Origin of the sequence: Paenibacillus massiliensis subsp. panacisoli DSM 21345 (assembly GCF_000426545.1) — a bacterium.
Taxonomy (GTDB): Bacteria; Bacillota; Bacilli; order Paenibacillales; family Paenibacillaceae; genus Paenibacillus; species Paenibacillus panacisoli.
The window spans coordinates 41,172-62,295 of record NZ_AUFO01000034.1 but is presented as its reverse complement, the minus strand read 5'-3'; the positions used below and the strand labels follow the sequence as shown (position 1 = coordinate 62,295).

The 21,124-nt window shown below is 48.1% G+C and carries 21 protein-coding genes, 1 tRNA gene and 1 rRNA gene; 18 read left to right on the top strand and 5 right to left on the bottom strand.

The genetic code is table 11. The features are described 5' to 3' along the window. The first annotated feature begins 2 nt into the window (after window positions 1-2). The 13 genes from rrf to K331_RS0120910 all read left to right on the top strand — a co-directional run bounded on the left by rrf (window position 3) and on the right by K331_RS0120910 (window position 12,381). Window positions 3-119 (top strand): 5S ribosomal RNA (gene rrf / locus K331_RS0120970). A 249-nt stretch (window positions 120-368) separates the two neighbouring features. Then, window positions 369-2,477 carry a methyl-accepting chemotaxis protein gene (locus K331_RS0120965; protein WP_028591804.1) on the top strand — a complete coding sequence of 703 codons (2,109 nt, stop codon included), beginning with the start codon at window positions 369-371 and terminating at the stop codon, window positions 2,475-2,477. 338 nt (window positions 2,478-2,815) lie between these two features. Then, window positions 2,816-4,273, top strand: coding sequence for an IMP dehydrogenase (gene guaB / locus K331_RS0120960; protein ID WP_028591803.1), 1,458 nt, complete (start codon window positions 2,816-2,818; stop codon window positions 4,271-4,273). 340 nt (window positions 4,274-4,613) lie between these two features. Continuing rightward, window positions 4,614-6,017 carry a D-alanyl-D-alanine carboxypeptidase family protein gene (locus K331_RS0120955; protein ID WP_404821515.1) on the top strand — a complete coding sequence of 468 codons (1,404 nt, stop codon included), beginning with the start codon at window positions 4,614-4,616 and terminating at the stop codon, window positions 6,015-6,017. 158 nt (window positions 6,018-6,175) lie between these two features. Beyond that, window positions 6,176-7,057, top strand: a complete 882-nt coding sequence (gene pdxS, locus K331_RS0120950; RefSeq protein ID WP_028591801.1) for a pyridoxal 5'-phosphate synthase lyase subunit PdxS — start codon at window positions 6,176-6,178, stop codon at window positions 7,055-7,057. A gap of 13 nt (window positions 7,058-7,070) precedes the next feature. Further along, window positions 7,071-7,646, top strand: coding sequence for a pyridoxal 5'-phosphate synthase glutaminase subunit PdxT (gene pdxT / locus K331_RS0120945; protein ID WP_028591800.1), 576 nt, complete (start codon window positions 7,071-7,073; stop codon window positions 7,644-7,646). Between the two features lie 159 nt (window positions 7,647-7,805). Next, window positions 7,806-9,086 (top strand): serine--tRNA ligase, encoded by a 1,281-nt coding sequence (gene serS, locus K331_RS0120940; RefSeq protein ID WP_018888127.1) that lies wholly within the window; start codon window positions 7,806-7,808, stop codon window positions 9,084-9,086. 83 nt (window positions 9,087-9,169) lie between these two features. Beyond that, a tRNA-Ser gene (locus K331_RS0120935) sits at window positions 9,170-9,258 on the top strand. A 121-nt stretch (window positions 9,259-9,379) separates the two neighbouring features. Further along, the gene (locus K331_RS0120930) at window positions 9,380-9,847 is read left to right on the top strand and encodes a DinB family protein (RefSeq protein ID WP_018888126.1); all 468 of its coding nucleotides are present in this window, start codon (window positions 9,380-9,382) and stop codon (window positions 9,845-9,847) included. A 158-nt stretch (window positions 9,848-10,005) separates the two neighbouring features. After that, window positions 10,006-10,347: a hypothetical protein gene (locus tag K331_RS0120925; RefSeq protein WP_018888125.1), complete on the top strand. Its 342-nt coding sequence runs from the start codon at window positions 10,006-10,008 to the stop codon at window positions 10,345-10,347. A 140-nt stretch (window positions 10,348-10,487) separates the two neighbouring features. Then, a complete protein-coding gene (locus K331_RS32305) occupies window positions 10,488-10,664 on the top strand; it encodes a hypothetical protein (protein ID WP_169718368.1) in 177 nt (58 codons plus the stop codon). 164 nt (window positions 10,665-10,828) lie between these two features. Next, entirely contained in the window at window positions 10,829-10,981 is a 153-nt protein-coding gene (locus tag K331_RS0120915; RefSeq protein WP_018888123.1) for a small acid-soluble spore protein P, read from the top strand. A gap of 323 nt (window positions 10,982-11,304) precedes the next feature. Continuing rightward, entirely contained in the window at window positions 11,305-12,381 is a 1,077-nt protein-coding gene (locus K331_RS0120910; RefSeq protein ID WP_028591799.1) for a hypothetical protein, read from the top strand. 190 nt (window positions 12,382-12,571) lie between these two features. On the opposite strand, the gene K331_RS0120905 is transcribed toward K331_RS0120910, so the two are convergent. Then, window positions 12,572-13,144 carry a GNAT family N-acetyltransferase gene (locus tag K331_RS0120905; protein WP_028591798.1) on the bottom strand — a complete coding sequence of 191 codons (573 nt, stop codon included), beginning with the start codon at window positions 13,142-13,144 and terminating at the stop codon, window positions 12,572-12,574. Beyond that, on the bottom strand, window positions 13,141-13,626 hold the full coding sequence (gene tadA / locus K331_RS0120900; RefSeq protein ID WP_028591797.1) for a tRNA adenosine(34) deaminase TadA: 486 nt from the start codon (window positions 13,624-13,626) through the stop codon (window positions 13,141-13,143). The genes K331_RS0120905 and tadA overlap by 4 nt, the downstream gene beginning before the upstream one ends. Before the next feature lie 324 nt (window positions 13,627-13,950). Between tadA and K331_RS30090 the strand changes: the two genes are divergently transcribed. Further along, window positions 13,951-15,798: an ATP-binding protein gene (locus K331_RS30090; RefSeq protein WP_226383658.1), complete on the top strand. Its 1,848-nt coding sequence runs from the start codon at window positions 13,951-13,953 to the stop codon at window positions 15,796-15,798. Window positions 15,799-15,803: 5 nt separating this feature from the next. Continuing rightward, window positions 15,804-16,505 (top strand): 23S rRNA pseudouridine(2604) synthase RluF, encoded by a 702-nt coding sequence (rluF, locus tag K331_RS0120890; RefSeq protein ID WP_028591796.1) that lies wholly within the window; start codon window positions 15,804-15,806, stop codon window positions 16,503-16,505. Between the two features lie 175 nt (window positions 16,506-16,680). On the opposite strand, the gene motB is transcribed toward rluF, so the two are convergent. Then, window positions 16,681-17,478, bottom strand: coding sequence for a flagellar motor protein MotB (gene motB, locus K331_RS0120885; RefSeq protein WP_028591795.1), 798 nt, complete (start codon window positions 17,476-17,478; stop codon window positions 16,681-16,683). After that, a complete protein-coding gene (gene motA / locus K331_RS0120880) occupies window positions 17,471-18,265 on the bottom strand; it encodes a flagellar motor stator protein MotA (protein ID WP_028591794.1) in 795 nt (264 codons plus the stop codon). Before motA ends, motB begins: the two co-directional genes overlap by 8 nt. Before the next feature lie 259 nt (window positions 18,266-18,524). Here motA and K331_RS0120875 point away from each other — a divergent pair, with 259 nt between their 5' ends. The 3 genes from K331_RS0120875 (at window position 18,525) to rbsK (ending at window position 20,317) form a co-directional block, all read left to right on the top strand. Beyond that, window positions 18,525-18,818 (top strand): hypothetical protein, encoded by a 294-nt coding sequence (locus tag K331_RS0120875; protein ID WP_028591793.1) that lies wholly within the window; start codon window positions 18,525-18,527, stop codon window positions 18,816-18,818. A gap of 139 nt (window positions 18,819-18,957) precedes the next feature. Continuing rightward, window positions 18,958-19,257, top strand: a complete 300-nt coding sequence (locus K331_RS0120870) for a 4a-hydroxytetrahydrobiopterin dehydratase (protein ID WP_028591792.1) — start codon at window positions 18,958-18,960, stop codon at window positions 19,255-19,257. 94 nt (window positions 19,258-19,351) lie between these two features. Continuing rightward, window positions 19,352-20,317, top strand: coding sequence for a ribokinase (rbsK, locus tag K331_RS0120865; RefSeq protein ID WP_028591791.1), 966 nt, complete (start codon window positions 19,352-19,354; stop codon window positions 20,315-20,317). A gap of 104 nt (window positions 20,318-20,421) precedes the next feature. On the opposite strand, the gene K331_RS0120860 is transcribed toward rbsK, so the two are convergent. Beyond that, on the bottom strand, window positions 20,422-20,922 hold the full coding sequence (locus tag K331_RS0120860; RefSeq protein ID WP_028591790.1) for a GNAT family N-acetyltransferase: 501 nt from the start codon (window positions 20,920-20,922) through the stop codon (window positions 20,422-20,424). Between the last annotated feature and the right edge of the window lie 202 nt (window positions 20,923-21,124).

Here is a 21,124-nt window from a genome sequence, read left to right as displayed (position 1 = left end):
CGTTTGGTGGCGATAGCGGAGGGGTTCCACACGTACCCATCCCGAACACGACCGTTAAGCCCTCCAGCGCCGATGGTACTTGGACCGAAGGGTCCTGGGAGAGTAGGACGCCGCCAAGCACAAGAACCACTGCCGATTTTCGGTGGTGGTTTTTTTGTGTTATTTGGATTTCTTAGAAAGTTATACTCAAAAACCAATTACAACCGATATAAAAAGAAAGGAATCATCCTAAAAGAGAATTAACCATTAGATATGTCGAAATGTGTGATCCCACAATCACCACCTGAACCAACCGTACAATATGCAGAGGTATACTATTGTCCCCTCTGTGAGTCGTCTAATGAATATTTCTAAGGAGTTGACTTTCAATGAAGTGGGTTCGCCAATGGTCACTAACGGTTAAACTGGTTACATCGCTTGTTCTCGTCCTTACCTTACTATTCGGAGCATGGATAACCATCAATCTCGGACAAGTGAAAAATCTGAGTATGCATAATGGTGAACTAGAGGCAGAGATTGCTGGTGAACAGTTCGCCACGCAGATTAAGGACAAATTAGTCGCTAACGAGAATATGTTGAAAGCCCTTTCTATTTTGCTGATGGATGCGAGAGAGCATCAGACTTACTCGCGTGAGCAGGTCGTGGCCCTCTTTGAGAAGATGCTGGCAGCAGATGAGAAGGTGCTAGCTATATACACGCTATGGGAACCGAATCAATTCGATGGTGCAGACGCTCGTTATAAGAATATTAATGCTTATCATGATGCTACAGGCCGCTTTATTCCATATGTTGTTCGCAGTGATAACCAAATTATTGTCGACCCACTCGTGGATTATGAGCAGCAGGGAGCAGGTGATTACTATTTATTGCCGAAACAGACGAATAAGACTACGCTCGTTGAGCCCTACAACTATCAAGTCGGCAACAAAACGGTACTAATCACTTCGCTTGTACTGCCTATGTTGGATGAGTCAGGGGCCTTTGTAGGAATAGTCGGAGTGGACTTTTCCTTGGATTCTTTACAGACAGAGGCATTAGCTTATTCGCCAATGGGTGGGCACGTGAATATCATTTCCAATTCAGGAGTCTATATTGCCAATTCAAACAGCACAGATCAAGTGTCACAGACCTATTTGGATGGTCCGGAGAAGCAGCGGCTCTGGGAGGATGTCGTCCAGGGCGTGAGGAATTCCGGCTATACGAGCAATGCCAAGGGCGACGAGGAATTGAGAGTCCTTCTTCCGGTAAAGCTGCAGGCTGCTAACGAAGCCTGGTATGTGGAATCGGTTATACCGCAGTACAGCATTCTAGAGCAATACACCAGTGAGCGGCTTAAGTCAATTATCATAGCGCTATCTTCGCTGCTTATTACCGCTTTTATTGTATACCTTTGCATTCGATTCATGGTTACACGCCGATTGGGTGCCTTTAATGAGAAGTTTAGATTAATGTCAGAAGGTGACTTTACCCAGACCATCAAGATTCGTGCGGCGGACGAGCTTGGCGAAATGGGAGAACGGTTCAACGCCATGTCTGGCGAGCTTCGCAGCATGTTCAGACAGGTATCTGATCTATCGTTATCTGTAGGTGCTACTTCAGAGCAGCTGACAGCTGGTGCTGAGCAGACGGGCCAAGCTGCCGAGACCATTACCCAATCCATTCAGGAGGTTGCCGGAGGCTCAGAACAGCAACAGCAGGCTAGTGGTCAGATGATGCGAGCTATTCAGGAGATGTCTGTTGGCATTCAGAAAATAGCTGAGGCATCCTCGTATGTCGCTGGGGCTGTGCAGGAGGTTCAGACTCAGACGGTGCAGGGTAATACTCAGATTCATCAATCTGTAGCACAAATTCTCCAAGCTCAAGAGCGTGTCGTCCAATCCGAGGAAGCGCTCCGCTCTCTAGAGCAGAAGTCTCAGGAGATTACAGGGATTATTGACTTAATCACTGTAATCAGCAACCAGACGAATATGCTGGCATTGAATGCAGGTATTGAGGCGGCACGAGCTGGTGAGCAGGGTAAGGGGTTTGCGGTAGTAGCCAATGAAGTACGGAGACTGGCTGAGCAGACAAAGGATGCAGCTAATCAAATTCGCGCGGTTATGGTGGAGATTCAGTCAGAGACAGCGCAGGCTGTGACGGCGGTAGGGATGAGTACGGCTGAGGTCAAGCAAGGTACACAGAGTGTGCAGGAGAGCGGACGTATCTTTGCTCTCATCACGGAGGAGATGGCGAAGGCCACGGAGCAGGTACAGGAGGTATCAGCGGCAGCTGAGCAGATGACTGCCAGTGCAGAGAGCGTAATGCAGACAACCGAGCACTTGGTGCATATCGCGAAGGACGCTGCTGACAACTCTCAGCAAGTGGCCGCGGCATCCGAGCAGCAGTTGGCTTCAATGCAGGAGATTACTTCTGCGGCGGAGAGTCTTAGCTCTATGGTGCAGGAATTAATGACAAGTGTGACCCGTTTCAAAATTTAATCCGCATAACTAAATTGTATAACTGTATTAATATACACAAGCAAGTGGCATTACTCTCTAGGGGAGGCCCACTTGCTTATGTTATTTTGTCTCCTATATATTATGTAATACTCGGCAAATATTCTGGCAAATACTCTGATGCATGTACATATGTCCACTCCCCGCACACAGTTCCGAAAAGGCTGCATTGAAAGATACAAACAACAGGATATGGTGCCTTGACACCCCTATACCGCTTTGCTAAGATAAGCAATAATATAATTTCAGAAGCTTTCAAAATGTCCGTCACAGGCACACATTTGTGTGAGAGTATAGAACTTTTAAGGAGGAACAACCGGGTGTGGGAAGATAAGTTTACAAAAGAAGGCTTAACCTTCGATGATGTATTGCTGGTACCGCGTAAATCTGAGGTATTGCCTAAAGAGGTGGATATTTCAAGTCGTCTAAGCGACAATGTGAAGTTGAACATGCCGCTGTTAAGTGCCGGAATGGATACCGTTACTGAGGCGGCATTAGCTATAGCTATCGCCAGAGAAGGTGGCGTCGGCATTATTCATAAGAATATGACTGTTGAGCAGCAGGCAGAGGAAGTAGACCGCGTTAAACGCTCCGAGAGTGGCGTTATTACGAATCCATTCTCATTGACTCCAGACCACCTCGTGTCAGATGCTGAGGTCGTTATGGGCAAGTTCCGTATCTCCGGTGTGCCGATTGTTAATGAGCAAAATAAGCTTGTAGGGATTTTGACGAACCGCGATCTGCGCTTTATTCATGATTATTCTATTAAAATTAGCGATGTAATGACCAAGGAGAACCTGGTTACTGCGCCAGTAGGGACAACCCTGCAGGAAGCTGAAGGAATTCTCCAGAAGCATAAGATTGAGAAGCTGCCATTGGTCGATGAAGACAATAATCTTAAGGGTCTGATCACCATTAAGGATATCGAGAAGGCCATCCAGTTCCCGAATGCGGCAAAAGATTCGCAAGGACGCCTGCTTGTAGGTGCTGCAGTAGGAATCTCCAGTGATACATTTGACCGGACTGCCGCTCTAGTTAAGGCGGGTGTTGATTTGATCGTAGTAGACTCTGCTCACGGACATCATATCAATATCATTGATGCGGTCAGAAAGCTTCGCGCAGCGTATCCGGATCTTACGATTGTAGCAGGTAACGTGGCAACTGGAGACGGCACACGTGAATTGATCGAAGCTGGCGCCTCGGTAGTCAAGGTGGGCATCGGTCCAGGATCGATCTGTACGACGCGTGTAATCGCAGGTATTGGTGTACCTCAAATTACAGCTATCTACGATTGTGCTACTGTAGCTCGTGAGTACGGTATTCCAATTATCGCTGATGGCGGTATCAAGTACTCTGGAGAGATTACCAAAGCATTGGCAGCTGGCGCATCGGCAGTTATGCTGGGTAGCTTGTTCGCAGGTACAGAGGAAAGCCCAGGTGAATCTGAGATTTACCAAGGTCGCCGTTACAAGGTCTACCGTGGTATGGGCTCTGTAGGAGCTATGAAGCAAGGGAGTAAGGATCGTTATTTCCAGGATGATGATAAGAAGCTCGTGCCAGAAGGGATCGAGGGCCGCGTAGCCTATAAAGGTCCATTGTCTGAGACAGTACATCAGCTGCTGGGCGGCTTGCGCTCAGGTATGGGATACTGTGGTACACCTAGCATTGAGTCACTGCGTAACGATACACACTTCATTCGGATCACTGGAGCTGGTCTGCGTGAGAGCCATCCGCATGATGTACAGATTACGAAGGAAGCTCCTAACTATTCCTTGTAATACGAATTAATCCCTATACCACCAAAGACAGGTTAAGCAGATTCGCTTAGCCTGTCTTTTTTTGCTGTATGGCCTGTGATAGAATAGACAAGTACTAAGTTATTAAGTTGGCATGATTGGGAGTTCTAACGGCTTCTGCCAGCGTACAAATGCAACACACTTATGATGAATGATAAGAACGGGCGTTAGCTCAGACATAGATAATATAGTGAATGATATGGAATCAAGTGTTTTGACAGCATAATTGGCTTAGACAACCCATGAAATACCTGGCATATGCGGCATTTTAGGTAGGGTTGAGTATGAGAGGAGTTCGTAACCGTTGAAAGAATTGAAATCATTGAATGTGAATCGTGACATGAAGAAGAACAAGCGCGCCAAGGCGGGCAGGCTGGTGAAGCAGAGCGCTGCTGCACTAGTAGCACTCAACCTCTTGTATGGAGTGGCTTTGCCGTCCGTAAATGTACTTAACCCGGCTTTTGTAGCTGCTGCTGAAGGAACAGCGGCTGCCTCTACGAGTGCTATTGTGGGGCTTGGTGGCATTAAGACACCAGATCTGGAGCTCAGCTCAGCGATCCTGATCGAGCCTACTACAGGACAAGTCATTCTGTCCATGAATCCGGATCAGCCTTTGCCGCCGGCAAGTATGACTAAGATGATGACGGAGTATATTGTAGCTGAACAGGTGAAACAGGGCAAGCTAAGCTGGGATACGGTAGTCACCGTTGGTGAGAATGCTGCCAAAAGTGTAGGTTCACGCATCTTCCTTGCAGAAGGAGATCAACATACAGTTAGAGAATTGTATATCGCCATGGCAGTTGGCTCGGCAAATGATGCTACGGTAGCTTTAGCTGAGCATGTAGCGGGATCAGAGCAAAATTTTGTAGTCATGATGAATGAAGAAGCCCAGCGCATGGGAATGACAAATTCATACTTTATTAACTCAACGGGCCTCGATAAGAAAGATATGCCTGCAAAGTATCAGCCTAGCACGGATCGTGAGACACTAATGACGGCACGTGATGTGGCTACGCTGGCAGGCTATATTGTACGTGATCATCCAGACTATACCGAGTTCACAACAATTCAATCCTACCAGTTTAGAAAAGATGATAAAGCGCCTATTATTAACTGGAACTGGATGCTGGAGGCCAACAAGGATATTCGTAATTTCAAGCAGTATGCTTACGAGGGTCTGAACGGGATGAAGACTGGGCATACCAACGCTGCAGGAAATTGTTTTGCCGGAACAGCTGTACGTGATGGAATGACGCTTATAAGTGTAGTTATGGGAGCTGAATCTAATCCTAAACGTTTTACAGAGACACGTAAGGTGCTCGACTACGGCTTCAATAACTTTGAGATCAAACAGGTGGTAGCTCCAAAATCCGTCGTTCAAGGCGTGGAGAGCGTACCTGTTACCAAAGGTAAAGAGAAGACGGTTGGTGTCGTCACAAGTGACGCTGTGAGCTTCATTGTTCCTAAGAACGCGGCCAATCCGCAGCTTACTTTTTCGACGAATATTACACCTGAGGATCAGTTGGTTGCGCCTTTGACACAAGGTGCCAAGGTTGGAACTGTAACCTACTCCTATAAGACAGATGGGATGGAGCAGGCACAGGAAAAGACAGTGGATCTGATCACGACAGCTGCCGTGGAGGAAGCGGGTTGGTTCAAAATGTTGTTCCGTGCCATTGGAAGCTTCTTCGGGGATCTATTCGACGGGATTAAGAATCTCTTCTAGCTTTGAGCTGTGGGATTTTTGTTGTGATTTTAATCCTATTCCAGTAGAATAACAAGTTAGAATAATACACAAGATCATTGTGTTAACGCACAGTGAATGTCTAGGTTACATGAGCTTACAATTCTTCTATGGTAGAACCATAACACAGGAGGTCAGGTATGGAAACGGGAACATCGCGTGTAAAAAGAGGTATGGCGGAAATGCAAAAGGGTGGCGTCATTATGGACGTCATGAATGCTGAGCAGGCAAAAATTGCTGAGGCTTCGGGTGCCACTGCGGTCATGGCTTTGGAGCGTGTCCCATCTGATATCCGTGCAGCTGGCGGGGTAGCTCGTATGGCTGATCCTACCATTGTGGAAGAGGTTATGAAGGTTGTTACCATTCCCGTCATGGCAAAGGCACGGATTGGGCATTATGTAGAAGCCAAAGTGCTTGAATCCCTGGGCGTCGACTATCTGGACGAAAGTGAAGTTCTTACGCCAGCCGACGAGGTATTTCATATTGATAAAAGAGAATTTACGGTTCCATTCGTATGTGGCGCCAAGGATTTGGGCGAAGCATTGCGTCGGATCGGTGAGGGTGCCTCGATGATTCGTACAAAGGGTGAGCCGGGTACTGGTAATATCGTAGAAGCGGTTCGTCATATGAGATTCATTAACAGCCAGATCCGCAAGGTACAAAATATGTCCAAGGACGAGCTGTACGCCGAGGCTAAAAATCTGGGTGTTGCCTATGAGCTCCTGTTTGAGGTACATGAGAACGGCAAGCTACCTGTGGTGAATTTTGCAGCCGGTGGTGTAGCAACTCCAGCGGATGCAGCGTTGATGATGCATTTGGGTGCTGATGGTGTATTTGTTGGCTCCGGTATCTTCAAATCGGACAGCCCTGAGAAATTTGCACGTGCTATCGTGGAAGCGACCACGCATTATACGGACTATAAGCTGATCGCTGAAGTGTCCAAGAATCTCGGTACGCCAATGAAGGGCATTGAAATCTCCAAGCTAGCTCCACAAGACCGCATGCAGGACCGCGGCTGGTAAGGAGAGCTGGTTCATGAAGATTGGAGTACTGGCGCTGCAGGGCGCTGTAGCAGAGCATTTGAAGAGTATTTCGTCTGCAGGTGCAGAAGGAATTGCCATCAAGCATATCGAACAATTAAGTGAGGTAGCTGGGCTTATCATTCCTGGTGGAGAGAGCACCACGATTGGCAAGCTGATGCGGAAGTACGGTTTTATCGAAGCGATCCGGGAATTCTCGGAGCAGGGCAAGCCGATATTCGGCACCTGTGCAGGTCTAATCGTACTGGCCAAGGACATTGAAGGAAGCGAAGAACCACATCTTGGACTGATGAACATCTCGGTAAGCCGTAACGCCTTCGGTCGCCAACGCGAGAGCTTTGAGACAGATCTGGACATCAAGGGGATCGAGCAACCTGTACGTGCGGTGTTCATTCGTGCTCCGCTCATTAGCCAGGTAGGTGAAGGTGTGGAGGTGCTGTCAGAATACCAGGATGAGATCGTTACTGCGCGTGAAGGCCATCTGCTGGCATCGTCATTTCACCCGGAGCTGACCGACGATTATCGACTGCACCAGTATTTCGTAGATATGGTCAAGCAGCAGAGTATGTAAGATGCATATGTAAGCATAGCATGTCAATCAAACCAACCTTGACCCTTCATTCTGACTCCTTAACTCGGTACAAGTCTCTTGGAGCCGATTAAGGCATAGGATTAGCCAGAGAAGATGTTTCTGCTGGAGGGTCAGGGTTTTTGTGTAGGAGGGCTATTCGTGTTAGATGTCAAAATATTGCGTAACGATTTCAGCCGTGTAGAACAAGCGCTGCAGAATCGCGGCAAGTCGCTGGAGCTCATTAGTGGTTTCCCGGAGATGGATACGCGGCGCAGAGAGCTGCTGCAGGAGAGTGAGGCGCTCAAGAACCGTCGAAATACGGTCTCTGGTGAAGTAGCTAAGCTCAAGAAGAACAAGGAGAATGCAGATGAGCTGATTCTGGAAATGCGTCAGGTATCTGATCGCATCAAGGAACTGGATGATCAGGTCCGTGAGTTGGAGGAGCAAATCGAAGAGCTTACCATGGCAATTCCTAACCTGCCAAGCGGAGATGTTCCCGTAGGAGCGTCCGAAGAAGAGAACCAGGAGGTTCGTCGTTGGGCGGAGCCTAGAGTGTTTGACTTCACTCCCAAGCCACATTGGGAAGTTGCACAGCAGCTCGGAATCCTTGATTTTGAAGCGGGTGCCAAAGTAACAGGTTCACGCTTCACCTTCTACAAAGGGCTGGGTGCACGTCTGGAGCGAGCGCTGATTAACTTCATGATGGATCTGCACAGCACGGAGCATGGCTACGAAGAGATGCTTCCACCATATATCGTCAATAAAGACAGTCTGTATGGAACAGGACAGCTTCCCAAGTTCGAAGAGGACCTCTTCAAACTCCGGGATACCGAATATTATCTGATCCCTACAGCTGAGGTACCCGTAACCAACTATCACCGTGAAGAGATTATGGATGCAGAGGAGCTTCCTAAGCATTATGTTGCCTATAGCTCTTGCTTCCGCTCTGAAGCTGGCGCAGCTGGCCGTGATACCCGTGGATTAATCCGTCAGCATCAGTTCAATAAGGTGGAGATGCTGAAGCTGGTTCACCCGGAGACCTCTTACGATGAGTTGGAGAAAATGACGGCAAATGCTGAACGTGTACTTCAGCTATTGAACCTGCCATACCGCGTATTGTTGCTGTGCACAGGGGATATGGGGTTCAGCTCTGCGAAGACTTACGATCTTGAAGTGTGGCTACCTGAGAGCGGTGTGTATCGTGAGATTTCCTCTTGTTCGAATTGCGAGGATTTCCAGGCACGTCGTGCCAACATTCGTTTCCGGCCAGAGGCCAAGGCAAAGCCGGAGTTCCTGCATACGCTGAACGGCTCTGGATTGGCAGTAGGACGCACGGTAGCGGCTATCCTGGAGAATTACCAAGAGGAAGATGGCTCTGTTCGCATCCCAGAAGTGCTGCAGCCTTATATGGGCGGAGTACAGGTCATTTCCCCACGTTAAGAATAATTGCATTTCTCAATAACTTGTGGTAAAATAATTTTGTTGCGCTCTTGTGAGAAGTCAACATTATGTTTTACCTACTCGGAGAGGTACCGAAGCGGTCATAACGGGGCGGTCTTGAAAACCGTTAGGGGGCAACTCCACATGGGTTCGAATCCCATCCTCTCCGCCATATTATATAAATACAACTACTTGAATTGGATTGAGACCTTATACATGAGTGTGAGGAGGATGCCGTTTAAGTAGTTTTTTTGTATTTGCAGGAGATCACTCTATGATGGAGGTTAAGGGTTATGCACACAATTCAAAAGTTATTTGATCATATGGATTGGGCCAATCTGCGATTGCTTGAGGCATTGCGAGTAGCCACACCCGCTGAGGCAAGTAAAGCTGCAATTCTGTTTCGACACGTGCTCCAGGCGGAGAGCATTTGGCTGACAAGGCTTCAGGGTCAAAGTAGCAAGGGAATTGCAGTATGGGTCCATGAGGCTGACATGGATACTTGTGAGGAGCTAACCAAGGCCAACCGAGAGGGATTTCAGGCTTTGCTGGGCGCATTATCAGAGGATGCATTGGATTTGCCTGTAGAATACGCCAGTCAGAATGGCACACCTCATAGGACATCTACCCGTGACATTTTAATACATATTGCTCTGCATGGTCAGTACCACCGAGGACAAATCAACGCTATGCTTCGTACGGTTGGGTTGGAGCCGGTGCCTATGGACTATATTTTATATTCGCGAATTGCTCCACAATAACGGCCCATGCACAGGGGAATATTAGACGTCACTTTGAGTCACTTACCCAGTTGAGTGTCCCCAAGAAAAGGATAAGAATCAGCTCTAGCCGGGAGTAGGAGAGGATGTATATATTTCGCCTCTTTGCCGCACCTTATCAAGACGGAGGAGGTGCTAACATGAATAAGGAGCTAAACATAGACCAACAGCAGTTAGTTCAAGCTTGGCAAGAGCGTTTGCCTGAGTTGTTGCATCCGGGAGATCATTCGCTGGTCGCGGCAGATGAGGCAAATGGTAAAGCGCTGCGCATTCATATTGATGCTAATGGGCGTCAAAGCTATTCATTGGACTTCGCCTGTACGTACGTCGATACACGCGAGGTGCAGGTCCAGCTTGTCGATGTTGAACGGGATGGACAGACGATCGATGAGCGGGGAGATTATGTCCAGGAGCTCGCCGATCATTACACGAGACATATTCATCAATGCGCCCAAGCATTGCAACAGATTACGAACCCCTAGTTAGTATACGCGAACGTCTACCAGTATAAGAATTGAAAGCAAGGTGTTAAGAAAGCCTTAGGGAAGTGAAGCGTTCCTAATAACGAAGGATGTCCAATCCGATGGAGCATTCAATGGAATGGAAAGGATGTGCAGTGAACATGAGCAAAGCCAAGCAAGGTCTGGACAAAAACCTGAGCAATGTAGTGCAGGACCTGAATACTACCCGTGTGAATTCTCATCACGCACAGCAGCTTCAACAGGATCGCAATGATCGCAGACATCAGGACGGCCTGAACCATGATGAGACTGAGGATATGAACCCGAGTCATTCCTGAAGGCACAGATGAACAAGCTCTCCGGTAGAGAGATAAGCGGTTTATAAGTTCAGAACATCGATCTGCTTGAGATTCAAACACGTACTATACTGGCCAAGTGGACGGCGTCCATGACAGAATACATCTGTGTGCTTCAACTATGTTTGCATAAGGAGGTATATAGGATGAGCAAGCCCAAAGCAGTACCGGTACCGGAAGCTCAGGACAATAAGTCCAGAAGAAATGACGACCGAAGCGGTGGCATGCAGGAGCCGTTGTCGGGCTCCAAAAAGGTGAAAAATCGCAACCATGTCGACCATCTGAATCCGCAAGGCTAGTACCTTAACCGAATCAGATTACATGTGTAATGATCTGGGGCGTAGCATTAGCTGAAAGTGATCTATGCTCCGAATTTGACCTGTTTAAAATAACAGCTTGCGAAAGGAACCCTGATGAGTCACATACTAGTCAGGGTTGTTTTCTGTTCCATGCGTTAATATACACAAAGCTTATGTCTCAGGTATCAATTTCCCTTTAAAGTGTTTCAATACCTCGCTAGTTAGGTTATGATTAAGTTGATATGTGTTGTATTGATGAACAATCGATAAATGCATATCTATTTTTTTGAGGGGTTAATACGAGGGGAGAGACAGAACTTAGCATGAACAGAAAATTGACAACATTGGCAATGTGTGCGCTACTGGTCTTCATGTTGGCACTTGTAGGCTGTGCTAAAAAGCAGGAGCCAAAGGAGCTGATCAACTCAGTTGTAGAGAAGACGAGCACAATGACTTCCTACGAGATGGCTACAAAATTGACTATTAATGACCTATCCTTCACTTCACCAGCGCTGGAGAATGATCCAACAGCTGGCATGATGATGAGTATGCTGAAGGATGCTGAACTTACAGTGAATGGCGTCTACCAGCTGGAGCCAGCACAGACGGAAGTAACAGTAGGTATTCATCTGAAGGGTGATATGGCTACAGAGCTTACGATCCCTATGGTAGTAACCCAAGATAAAATGTATGTGAAAATTCCAAGAATTCCGATGCTGCCAATGCCGGAGACGGTTGTAGGCAAGTTCCTGGAGCTTGATCTGAAGGAGCTGGCGGAGCAAAGCGGTGGCGAGTTCACTGCAGGATCAGTGGATCAAGTCCAAGCACAGAAGCTTGTGAATGAACTGTCTACTGCTGTACTTGCAGAGTATGATCAAGATACCTATTTCAAGGACATTGATCCTAAGGATGCTGCTCTTCCAGAGGGTGTAAATGCCAAGCAAGTCGTGCAATTCAGTGTGACTAATGATAACGTTCAAGAGGCGCTGAATATTTTCATCACAAAGGCACTTCCTAATGTGCTTGATATTCTAGCCAAGGAAGAGTACAAGGAGCTGCTCCAAGGAGATCAGGCTGAGATTGTAAAAGCCAAGGAAGAGCTTCAAGCAAATAGCGGGGAGATCACCAAGCAGCTTGATGAGCTGAAAAAATCGCTGAAGGTGAATCAGTTCGACGTTAACACTGCAGTGAACAGCGACGATCTGCCGATCTATCAAGAAATGAAAGCAAATCTGGAGTTCAACGATGCAGAATCCCAAAGCAATGTGAAGGTTGCCTTCACGGGTACATCCCAATACTCCAAGATCAACGAGAAGCAGACCTTCGTCATTGGCATTCCAACGGGTGATGACGTAATCACGATGGAAGAGTTCCAACAACAGACAGGTGCAGGCTTCTAATACAGCTTCATCTTCATAAACTGACAACCGATTGTTTAGTGGGTTATCTTGCGATTTAAGAGGACCTTTCTACATCTGTTGGCTACAAAAACAACGCCCTACCATGCTAAAGATTGCATGATACGGGCGTTGTTTTGTGTACAGGGGATTCATACTAAATGCTACGCCATGCTAAGCGAGACCAATTAGACTACCCTTGCAAATAATCCAGCTGATCATCTACCATAACAGCGAATCTGCGATGATCCTGCCACTCACCATGAATCTTCAGATAGCGACGCGAGATACCCTCACTCTGAAAACCGGCCTTGAGCAGCACCTTCTGTGAGGCCTCATTATGCAGAAGAGTACAAGCCTGAAGTCGATGAAGCCGCAGGGCGTTGAAGCCATACTGGACAATAAGCTTTAGAGCGGCTGTCATATGGCCTTTTCCAGCATCGTCCTGATTAATGAAGTAGCCAATATCAGCGTATTGGGCCACGCCCCGAACGATATTGGATATGTTAATCTGTCCTATCAATCGCTCATCCTTTAAATCAAACAGACCAAATAAACAACCTCGATCGGCTGTTGCATCATCCAGACGTTGCTGAATAAACTTTTGCTGTCCGTCTAGGGTAAAAAAGGATTCCTCACGGATCGGCTCGTAGATCGCATGTGCCTCTCTATTGTTGATGCGAAGCTCCAGCAGGCTGTGTGCATCCTCTAGCTGAAGCTGGCGCAAAAAGATTCCTTGGGGAGTGTTATATAAAGTAATAGTCATGCTGGATTGCCTCCTTTAGTTTTTTTACGTAGCTGTCGGAAAAAATCAGTAAGCAAAGAGGAGCAGTCCGACTGAAGTACATTCGGAATCACCTCTGTCTGGTGGTTAAAGCGAGGTTCCTGTAACAGGTTCATCAGCGTTCCTGCACAGCCTGCCTTCGGATCTGTTGTTCCATAGATGATTTGGGGAACTCTGGACTGCACGATGGCTCCTGCACACATAGGACAAGGCTCTAACGTTACATACAGACGGCAATCCAGTAGACGCCAAGCGTCCAAATGCTCACTAGCCTGGCGAATGGCAACAATTTCTGCATGGGCTGTGCCATCTTTTGTCGTCTCGCGTAGATTATAGCCCCTTCCAATAATCTCATTATGATGCACAATGACAGCCCCAATGGGGACTTCGCCAAGCTCCTGTGCTTTTAAAGCTTCAGCTATCGCCTGTCTCATCCAATATTCATGATTATGCTCTTGCTCCATGATGCTTAATGTGGGCCCCTTTCTCCAACGGTTATTCGACGAACAAATATTCCGTTGTTAACATGATGTGCATAACTCTGTGTATAAGTCTGAATTTATACACAGAGTTATGCACAAACCGTTAATAATTTTGTGGATTTGTGTATAATTTGTGGATGAAATCCTTCTTTATTGTAGTCAATGCCAGAGTTAATGACAATACCAAGTGATCCAGGCTGAAATAACACCTTCTTTTCTTTTCAAAATGCTGTAAAGCGGTTATGATGGAATTACTATTGCCAGTTATCCCCATAACCCGTTAAGGGGTGAACTTTCAGTGTGTCGATGAAAATAAAACTAACTCTAATTATGTCAGGTTCTGCACTATTGATTCTGTTGTTGAACATTGCGCTTAATCTCTATTTATTGAATGAGAACGAGCGAAGGGCTGTTGAAGTACAGCTGCATCAACTGGCAGAGCAGCTTAGTCACGCTGCCAACGAGAGTGGAAATTATGTGAGTGATAACATTGTAGCGCATACGGTGGAAAGCGATCCAAGAATTCTGGAGATTACGGGTGTGCGCGCACAGCAGCTTTTGGAGGGAACAGCGAACGATAGCTCTTTGGCCGTAGCCTTCGGCAATTATGAGCAGGGTACTCTAAGTGATGAAAGATCTGCCATTGAGGAGGCTGTTCGCACCTCCAATATGGTATTCCAGTACAGTGGCTGGGGGCAGAATCAAGTCGTCAAGATCTTCTATCCGTTCTATTCCAATACCTTCGAGGCATATGTCATCCGCATCATGGCGGATAACTCTCAAGTGGCTATCATGGTACAGGAGCAGCTGCTGAGCATGGTAGTTATCTCATTAGTATTACTTGAGGTCATTATTATCGGCAGCTACTTCTTGGCCGGAATGATTATTAAGCCAATTCAGGGTATTCTCGGCAAAGTGAATGAGATGGCGGCAGGACAGTTTGATACGCGTCTGACGATTCGTAGTCAGGATGAGCTGGGACAGCTGGGAAGCCGTATTAATGTCATGGCCAACAATCTAAGCCTCTATACCCACCGTCTGGAGCAAATGAACGAGGAGAATCGCAAGGTCAAGGATTACCTGGAATCGGTCATTAATCAGACTGCTGATGCTATTCATGTGACGGACGCCAACGGGATTGTTGTGCGTGTCAATCGGGCATTCGAACAGCTATATGGTTGGCGGCAGCAGGAGATTCTGGGCAAGCAGCTGGACTTCATTCCGGAGGAATTGAAGGAAGAGCACATGCAGCAGCAGCTTAGACTGCTCGAAGGGCATCAGATTCATTCGTATGAGTCGGTGAGATTACATAAGGATCGAAGTCAGGTCGAAGTGAGTATCAGTATTTCTCCGATTCATGATGAGAACGAAGGGATTACGGGCTACATCAGCGTCTCTCGGGACATTACCGGGCACAACCGAATGGAGGAGCTGCTCCGTCGCTCCGAGAAGCTGAAGACGGTGGGACAGCTGGCCGCTGGGGTCGCACATGAGATCCGTAATCCGCTTACGACATTGCGCGGCTTTCTGCAGCTTCAGCAGCAGACAGATCGATTGAATGCAAAGCATGTAGACCTTATGCTATCGGAGCTCGACCGTATTAATCTGATTGTGGGTGAGTTCTTGATTCTGGCGAAGCCGCAGGCAGTTCAATATCAGAAGCTGGATATTCGATATGTACTGGGCGATGTGGTATCTCTTCTGGACAGTCAAGCTCATCTGCATGATATCCAGTTCGAGTTGGAGATCAGTCTGGCCTGCGCTATGGTCTATTGCGAGGAGAATCAATTGAAGCAGGTATTCATTAATCTTCTGAAAAATGCCATTGAAGCCATGCCGAGGGGAGGAATCATCCGTATTAGTTTGTTCTCTTCACCGGGAAGCGTTACAATCAAGATCAAGGATCAGGGTCCAGGCATCGCGCCTGAGATTCTGGCGAAGCTGGGTGAGCCCTTCATTACCAGCAAGGCTTCGGGGACAGGGCTAGGACTAATGGTGAGCCAGCGTATTATTCAGAATCATCAGGGTACGCTGGAGATTGAGAGTCATTCAGAGGAAGGAACAGTTGTTACCGTGCATCTGCCCGAGGCCCAGAGACATTCAGCTTCTAAGCTGGCAGGTCCTGCAGAGGGTGAGAATGAGATAGGAGTGTAGAGAGCTTGCGTATCAATAAGTTTATCAGCGAGACAGGCTTCTGTTCGCGACGTGAGGCGGACAAGTTGGTAGAAGGCGGCCATGTGACAATTAACGGCGTGACTGCTGTGCTGGGGAGCCAAGCCGAGGAGGGTGACGATGTCCGTGTGCATGGCAAGCCGCTGACGGGGAAGTCCGGGCATGTCTATATCGCCTTGCATAAGCCTGTAGGCATCACCAGCACTACCGAGAGTCATATTCAAGGGAATATTGTAGATTTTGTAGGACATACAGAGCGAATCTTTCCGATCGGACGGCTGGATAAGGACTCTGAAGGACTTATTCTGCTGACGAATGACGGGGATATTGTGAACAAAATTTTAAGGGCAGAAGGCCGTCATGAGAAGGAGTATATCGTCACTGTGAATAAGCCGGTGACAAGCTCATTCCTGTACGGGATGTCCACAGGGGTAAAGATTCTGGGGCAGCGTACCTTGCCTTGCAAAGTGACTCAGGTCGGGGAGCGAGTATTCCGTATTATACTGACAGAAGGCAAGAATCGACAAATCCGGCGAATGTGTTCTGCGTTCGGCTACGAAGTGCACCGTCTTCAGCGTATTCGCATTATGAATATCCAGCTCGGCACGCTAGCGAGAGGTAGCTGGCGTGATCTATCGCAGGCAGAGAAGCAAGAACTGGGGCAGCTGCTCGATTACAAGCTTACTTAGCATATATGTGCTAAGTCTGAAGCTGGGGAAGAGGTATTCTGCCTGTAGTTCCACCAGCAAGTATATTTGCAGCATGACAAGCACGAAGGCCTCAAGCTTGTAGTAAAAAGGTAGTAAATAGACAGCAAAAGAGGCATCACCTGACTCATGGAGTTCAAGGAGATGCCTCTTTTTCTTATGGATTATTGTTGTCTGAGGTTGCACTTATGACTTGAGTTCCGTTCTGATACTTACGAATGACGGATATTTCAACACGTCTGTTCTTCGATCTACCTACGTTATCATTATTGGAGGCTGCCGGACGATACTCTCCATATCCGATAGCGCTGAATTTGCGTGGGTCCAGCTTGTCGTCCAGCAGGAGAATACGCATGAAATTCAATGCTCGGTCTGCACTCAGCTCCCAGTTCGACGGGTACTGGCTGTTGGAGATTGGTATGTTATCCGTGTGCCCCGATACAATGATATCATAGTCTGGGAAGCGTTCCAGCATAGTAGCAATAGCTAGAGCGATCTCGCGTGATTCAGGCTTCACGATAGCCTGTCCTGATGAGAATAGTGCATTATCGGCGATGGTAATCATGAGCTGGGACTGATTGAGCTTGGTGCTGAGCAGATCTGTGAGGCCGTTGCTTGAGATGTATTGATCCATCTGCTGTTTGAGCTTCTCCAGGTCCTCTTGCTCTTGCTTGGCCAGCTGTTTTTGAAGGTTATCGGTCGTCTGCTTGCTCTTGCCCAAATCTACGGTAGGATCTGTAGGATTGGCAGATTTGTAATCAAGAACGCTTGTGCCGCCATTGAAGGCGGAGCTCATAGACTTCGCCATTTCTTCGAACTGTTTGGCATCCAGAGAGCTCATTCCGAACAGTACGATGAACAGGGCGAGCAGCAGGGTCATTAAGTCCGAATAAGGGAGCAGCCAGCTTTCGTCTGCATGTTCTTCATGCGGCTCATGTCTACCTTTTTTACTCACTGCCCCTCTCCTCCCTGTCGCTCATGGTTGCCCGCTCTGTTGGAGTCAGGAAGACAGTCAGCTTCTGGCTGATTGCGATCGTGGATACGCCAGATTGAATGGACAACAGACCTTCAACCATCATGAGCTTCACTTCGACTTCTTTTTTGGATAGACGCTTCAATTTATTGGACATCGGGTGCCATAGGACGTAACCTGTGAAAATACCGAGCAGGGTAGCGATAAATGCAGCTGCGATCGCATGGGAGAGCTTCTCCATGTCACTAAGGTCAGCAAGGGCTGCAATCAGACCTACGACCGCACCGAGTACCCCGAGCGTAGGAGCATACATGCCGGCCTGTGAGAACATTAACGCACCACTACGGTGTCGATCCTCTGTGGCATTAATATCTTCCATTAATACATCTCTTACAAATTCCTGATCGTTACCGTCGATAATCATCCGCATACCGCCGCGCAGGAAGGCATCATCAATTTCTTCGACTTTGGCCTCCAGGGCCAGCAGACCTTCACGACGAGTAATGGATGCCCATTCCATAAAGGTAGAGATTAATTGCTTGCGGTCAGGCAGCTTTTGTTCGGTGAACAGAATCTTGAACAGCTTAGGGACCCTTTTCATATCGGACATAGGAAAGGCCATGAATACACTCGCGGCGGTACCCACGAAGATGATCATGTAGGCAGCAGGGTTATTCACCAGATTGACAACCGGAGCTCCCTTCAAAATCATACCTACAACGAGCGAAACTAGCCCGAGTACCAGCCCGATAATTGTTGAAATTTGCATGATACACCTCATCCATGAGAAATTATTAACAATCTACGCCGAAAGGACATCCTTGACCCGGCGCATTGAAACGCGATTATAGTATTTATCGACACAATCCGCTTTTTTTTTAAGGGCAATTTTCCGGTATAATATAGTACACAAGAACGATTCTTACTTTTGGCTTACTGAATTTGCCCCAAAAAGAGCATCTAGCGATTGGAAATTATGTAACGGGACAGGGAGCAGAAGCCGCTATAGGAAGGATGAAAGGGCCGGTATGGGAGTAAAGCATGGACGTGAATATGAAGAGATTTTGAGGGAACTAACGACTGCCGTAGGACAGATTGAGGATAGCTATTTATTTTTTGAGATGGAGTCGGACGAATGGGGGGCCCTTGGCCAGGAAGAGCAGCACGAAGTGAATGAGGCGCTTGCGGAAGATTTGTTCTATGCACTGAGTGAGAATCCCGTCATTACGGTGGGCAGTGGGGTCGTCATTCATGATCCGGAACACCATCGGATTAATATCCTCATTGGTGAGGAAGAAATTACCGTTGTATCCCTGGTGTAGAAGCCCTTGGTGGCATTCTGGCTATCGTCATGGTAATATGAAACACGATATTAATCGGCGCATTGCACCATCGAAGGCAGCTGATGCTGTGAAGAGGTGTAATGGCGGGGGTTTGTCTAGCGGAGAGGAGTAGAGAATCATGCCTTTTACACAAGAAGAAGTTGAGGCCCACCTGGAGAAGCTCGAAGGCTGGGAGTTGGAAGAGGGGCGCTGGATTATCCGCAAATTCAATTTCTCAAGCTTCATGAAGGGAATCGCATTCGTTGATGAGGTTGCTGGCATATCAGAGGCCTTTAATCATCACCCCTTCATTACCATTGATCATAAAATTGTTACGCTCCGTCTAACCTCCTGGGATGATGGAGGAATAACAGCTGTGGATATTAAGGAAGCTCAGCAATTTAATGAGCTCTACGAGAAGATGCGTTCAGTTGATTAGAATAGGGCATGGATGCGTGAGGTCTGCTCTGGATTGTGAGAGGACAGAGTTCACGGCTCAGCTATGTGCTTAGCACAGGATGGAGAACGAGACGATGAATGAGCGCAAGGATACTATTGCTGTTGTAGGAAGCCTGAATATGGATCTGGTGGTTAAGGCGACTCGGGCACCTGAGCAGGGGGAGACTGTGTCGGGTGAGGCACTGTATTATCTTCCGGGGGGAAAAGGAGCCAATCAGGCTGTTGCTGCTGCAAGACTGGGTGCGTCTACGTACATGGTTGGGACGGTCGGTGACGATGCCTTCGGTCAACAGCTGATCGACTCCTTGCAGGCAAGTGGCGCAGACACAACGAAGATTCGCAGATTGTCTGGGCAGACGACAGGAACGGCCTCCATCTGGCTGTCTGGCGGAGATAATCGGATTATCGTCATTCCCGGTGCAAATGGACAGCTGACCCCTTCCATCCTACATGAGGAAGAGGTAGCAGGGACGATTGGTCAGGCCAAGCTGGTGCTGCTGCAACTGGAGGTACCACTGGGCACAGTGACCGAGGCGGCACGTATAGCTGCTGCCGGAGGAGCGCGGGTCGTGCTGAATCCGGCCCCAGCCGTAGAGAACCTTCCCGAGGAACTACTGCGGAATACGCATGTGATCACACCTAATCGAAGTGAGCTTGCCATGCTCACCGGGCGTGGGGTGTTGGAGGAACGTGAGGCGGTCGAGGCCGCTGTAGCAGAGCTGGCTGCATCCATTGGAGCCGATGTAGTAACGACTCTGGGGGCAGATGGAGCAGTGTACGCCTCCATCCCGGAGGCTGGCAAGGACATCGTTGTACGCCATGTGAAGGGCTATACGGTAGATGTTGTAGACACTACGGGCGCGGGAGACTGCTTTAACGGAGCTCTGGCTGTGTCCTTGGCACGAGGGCAATCGCTCGATGAGGCGGTATCTTATGCGATGGCTGCGGCCGCTCTGTCCGTCACCAAGCTTGGAGCCCAATCGGGTATGCCCACTGCGGCCGAGGTCGAGGCCTTCCAGAAGGAGCAGTCTCAAGCCTGAGTGAATGCCTGGCGAAGAGTTATGGCCGCTGGGGAACAGCTATTACAATAGAAAAATAGCGAATAACGTAAGGGAGTCGTGCACTAGCACGGCTCCCTTTTGCATTATTCGCTCTGGCTACCTGCCTGATAGACCATACAGTGGAAGGGCTTCATACCCTCAGGAGTCTGTCGCTCGTAGGTGTCCGTAATTCGAAAGCCTGCCGCCTGATAAGCACGGATGGCCCGTTCATTCCAGATCAGCACCTCAAGGTCAATCTCGTTCTCCGGATTCCTTCGTATGGCTTCATTAACGATGGCTGTGACAAAATTCTTGCCCTGTCCGTGTCCGCACAGATCGGGGCGCATACCTAGACCGAGACGGGTAACACCAACCATGGGAAAGAATTGTACAAATCCACATAGCGTGCCGGTAGCATTGAGGACAACCGCATATTGGGCCTGTCGTAGCTCGGGATTACCGAATTCAATCTCCAGTGCTTTCATCTGCTCCCAGGGGAGCCAGCCGTATATGTCATAAGGTGGAGTGTATTTCCAGCTGCTTATGATGGCTCCATGGGCCTCCTCCATGGGGAGGACATGATAGTCACCTGCTTCAGATGTCACCGTCTTCAACTCCTTGCATATCTTGAATATTAGCTTAATATCCCCTAATGGAGTGGGTCAAGTCAACCTCTCATCTTATGTGATAGTATGTTTGGAAGCTAGCCGACGGGGTAATTAGTCTATATAAAACGTTATAACCATTCGGTTATGTGCATAATTTCTGCAACCTTCCTTTGACTTACATCGTTAATGAAGTAGAGAA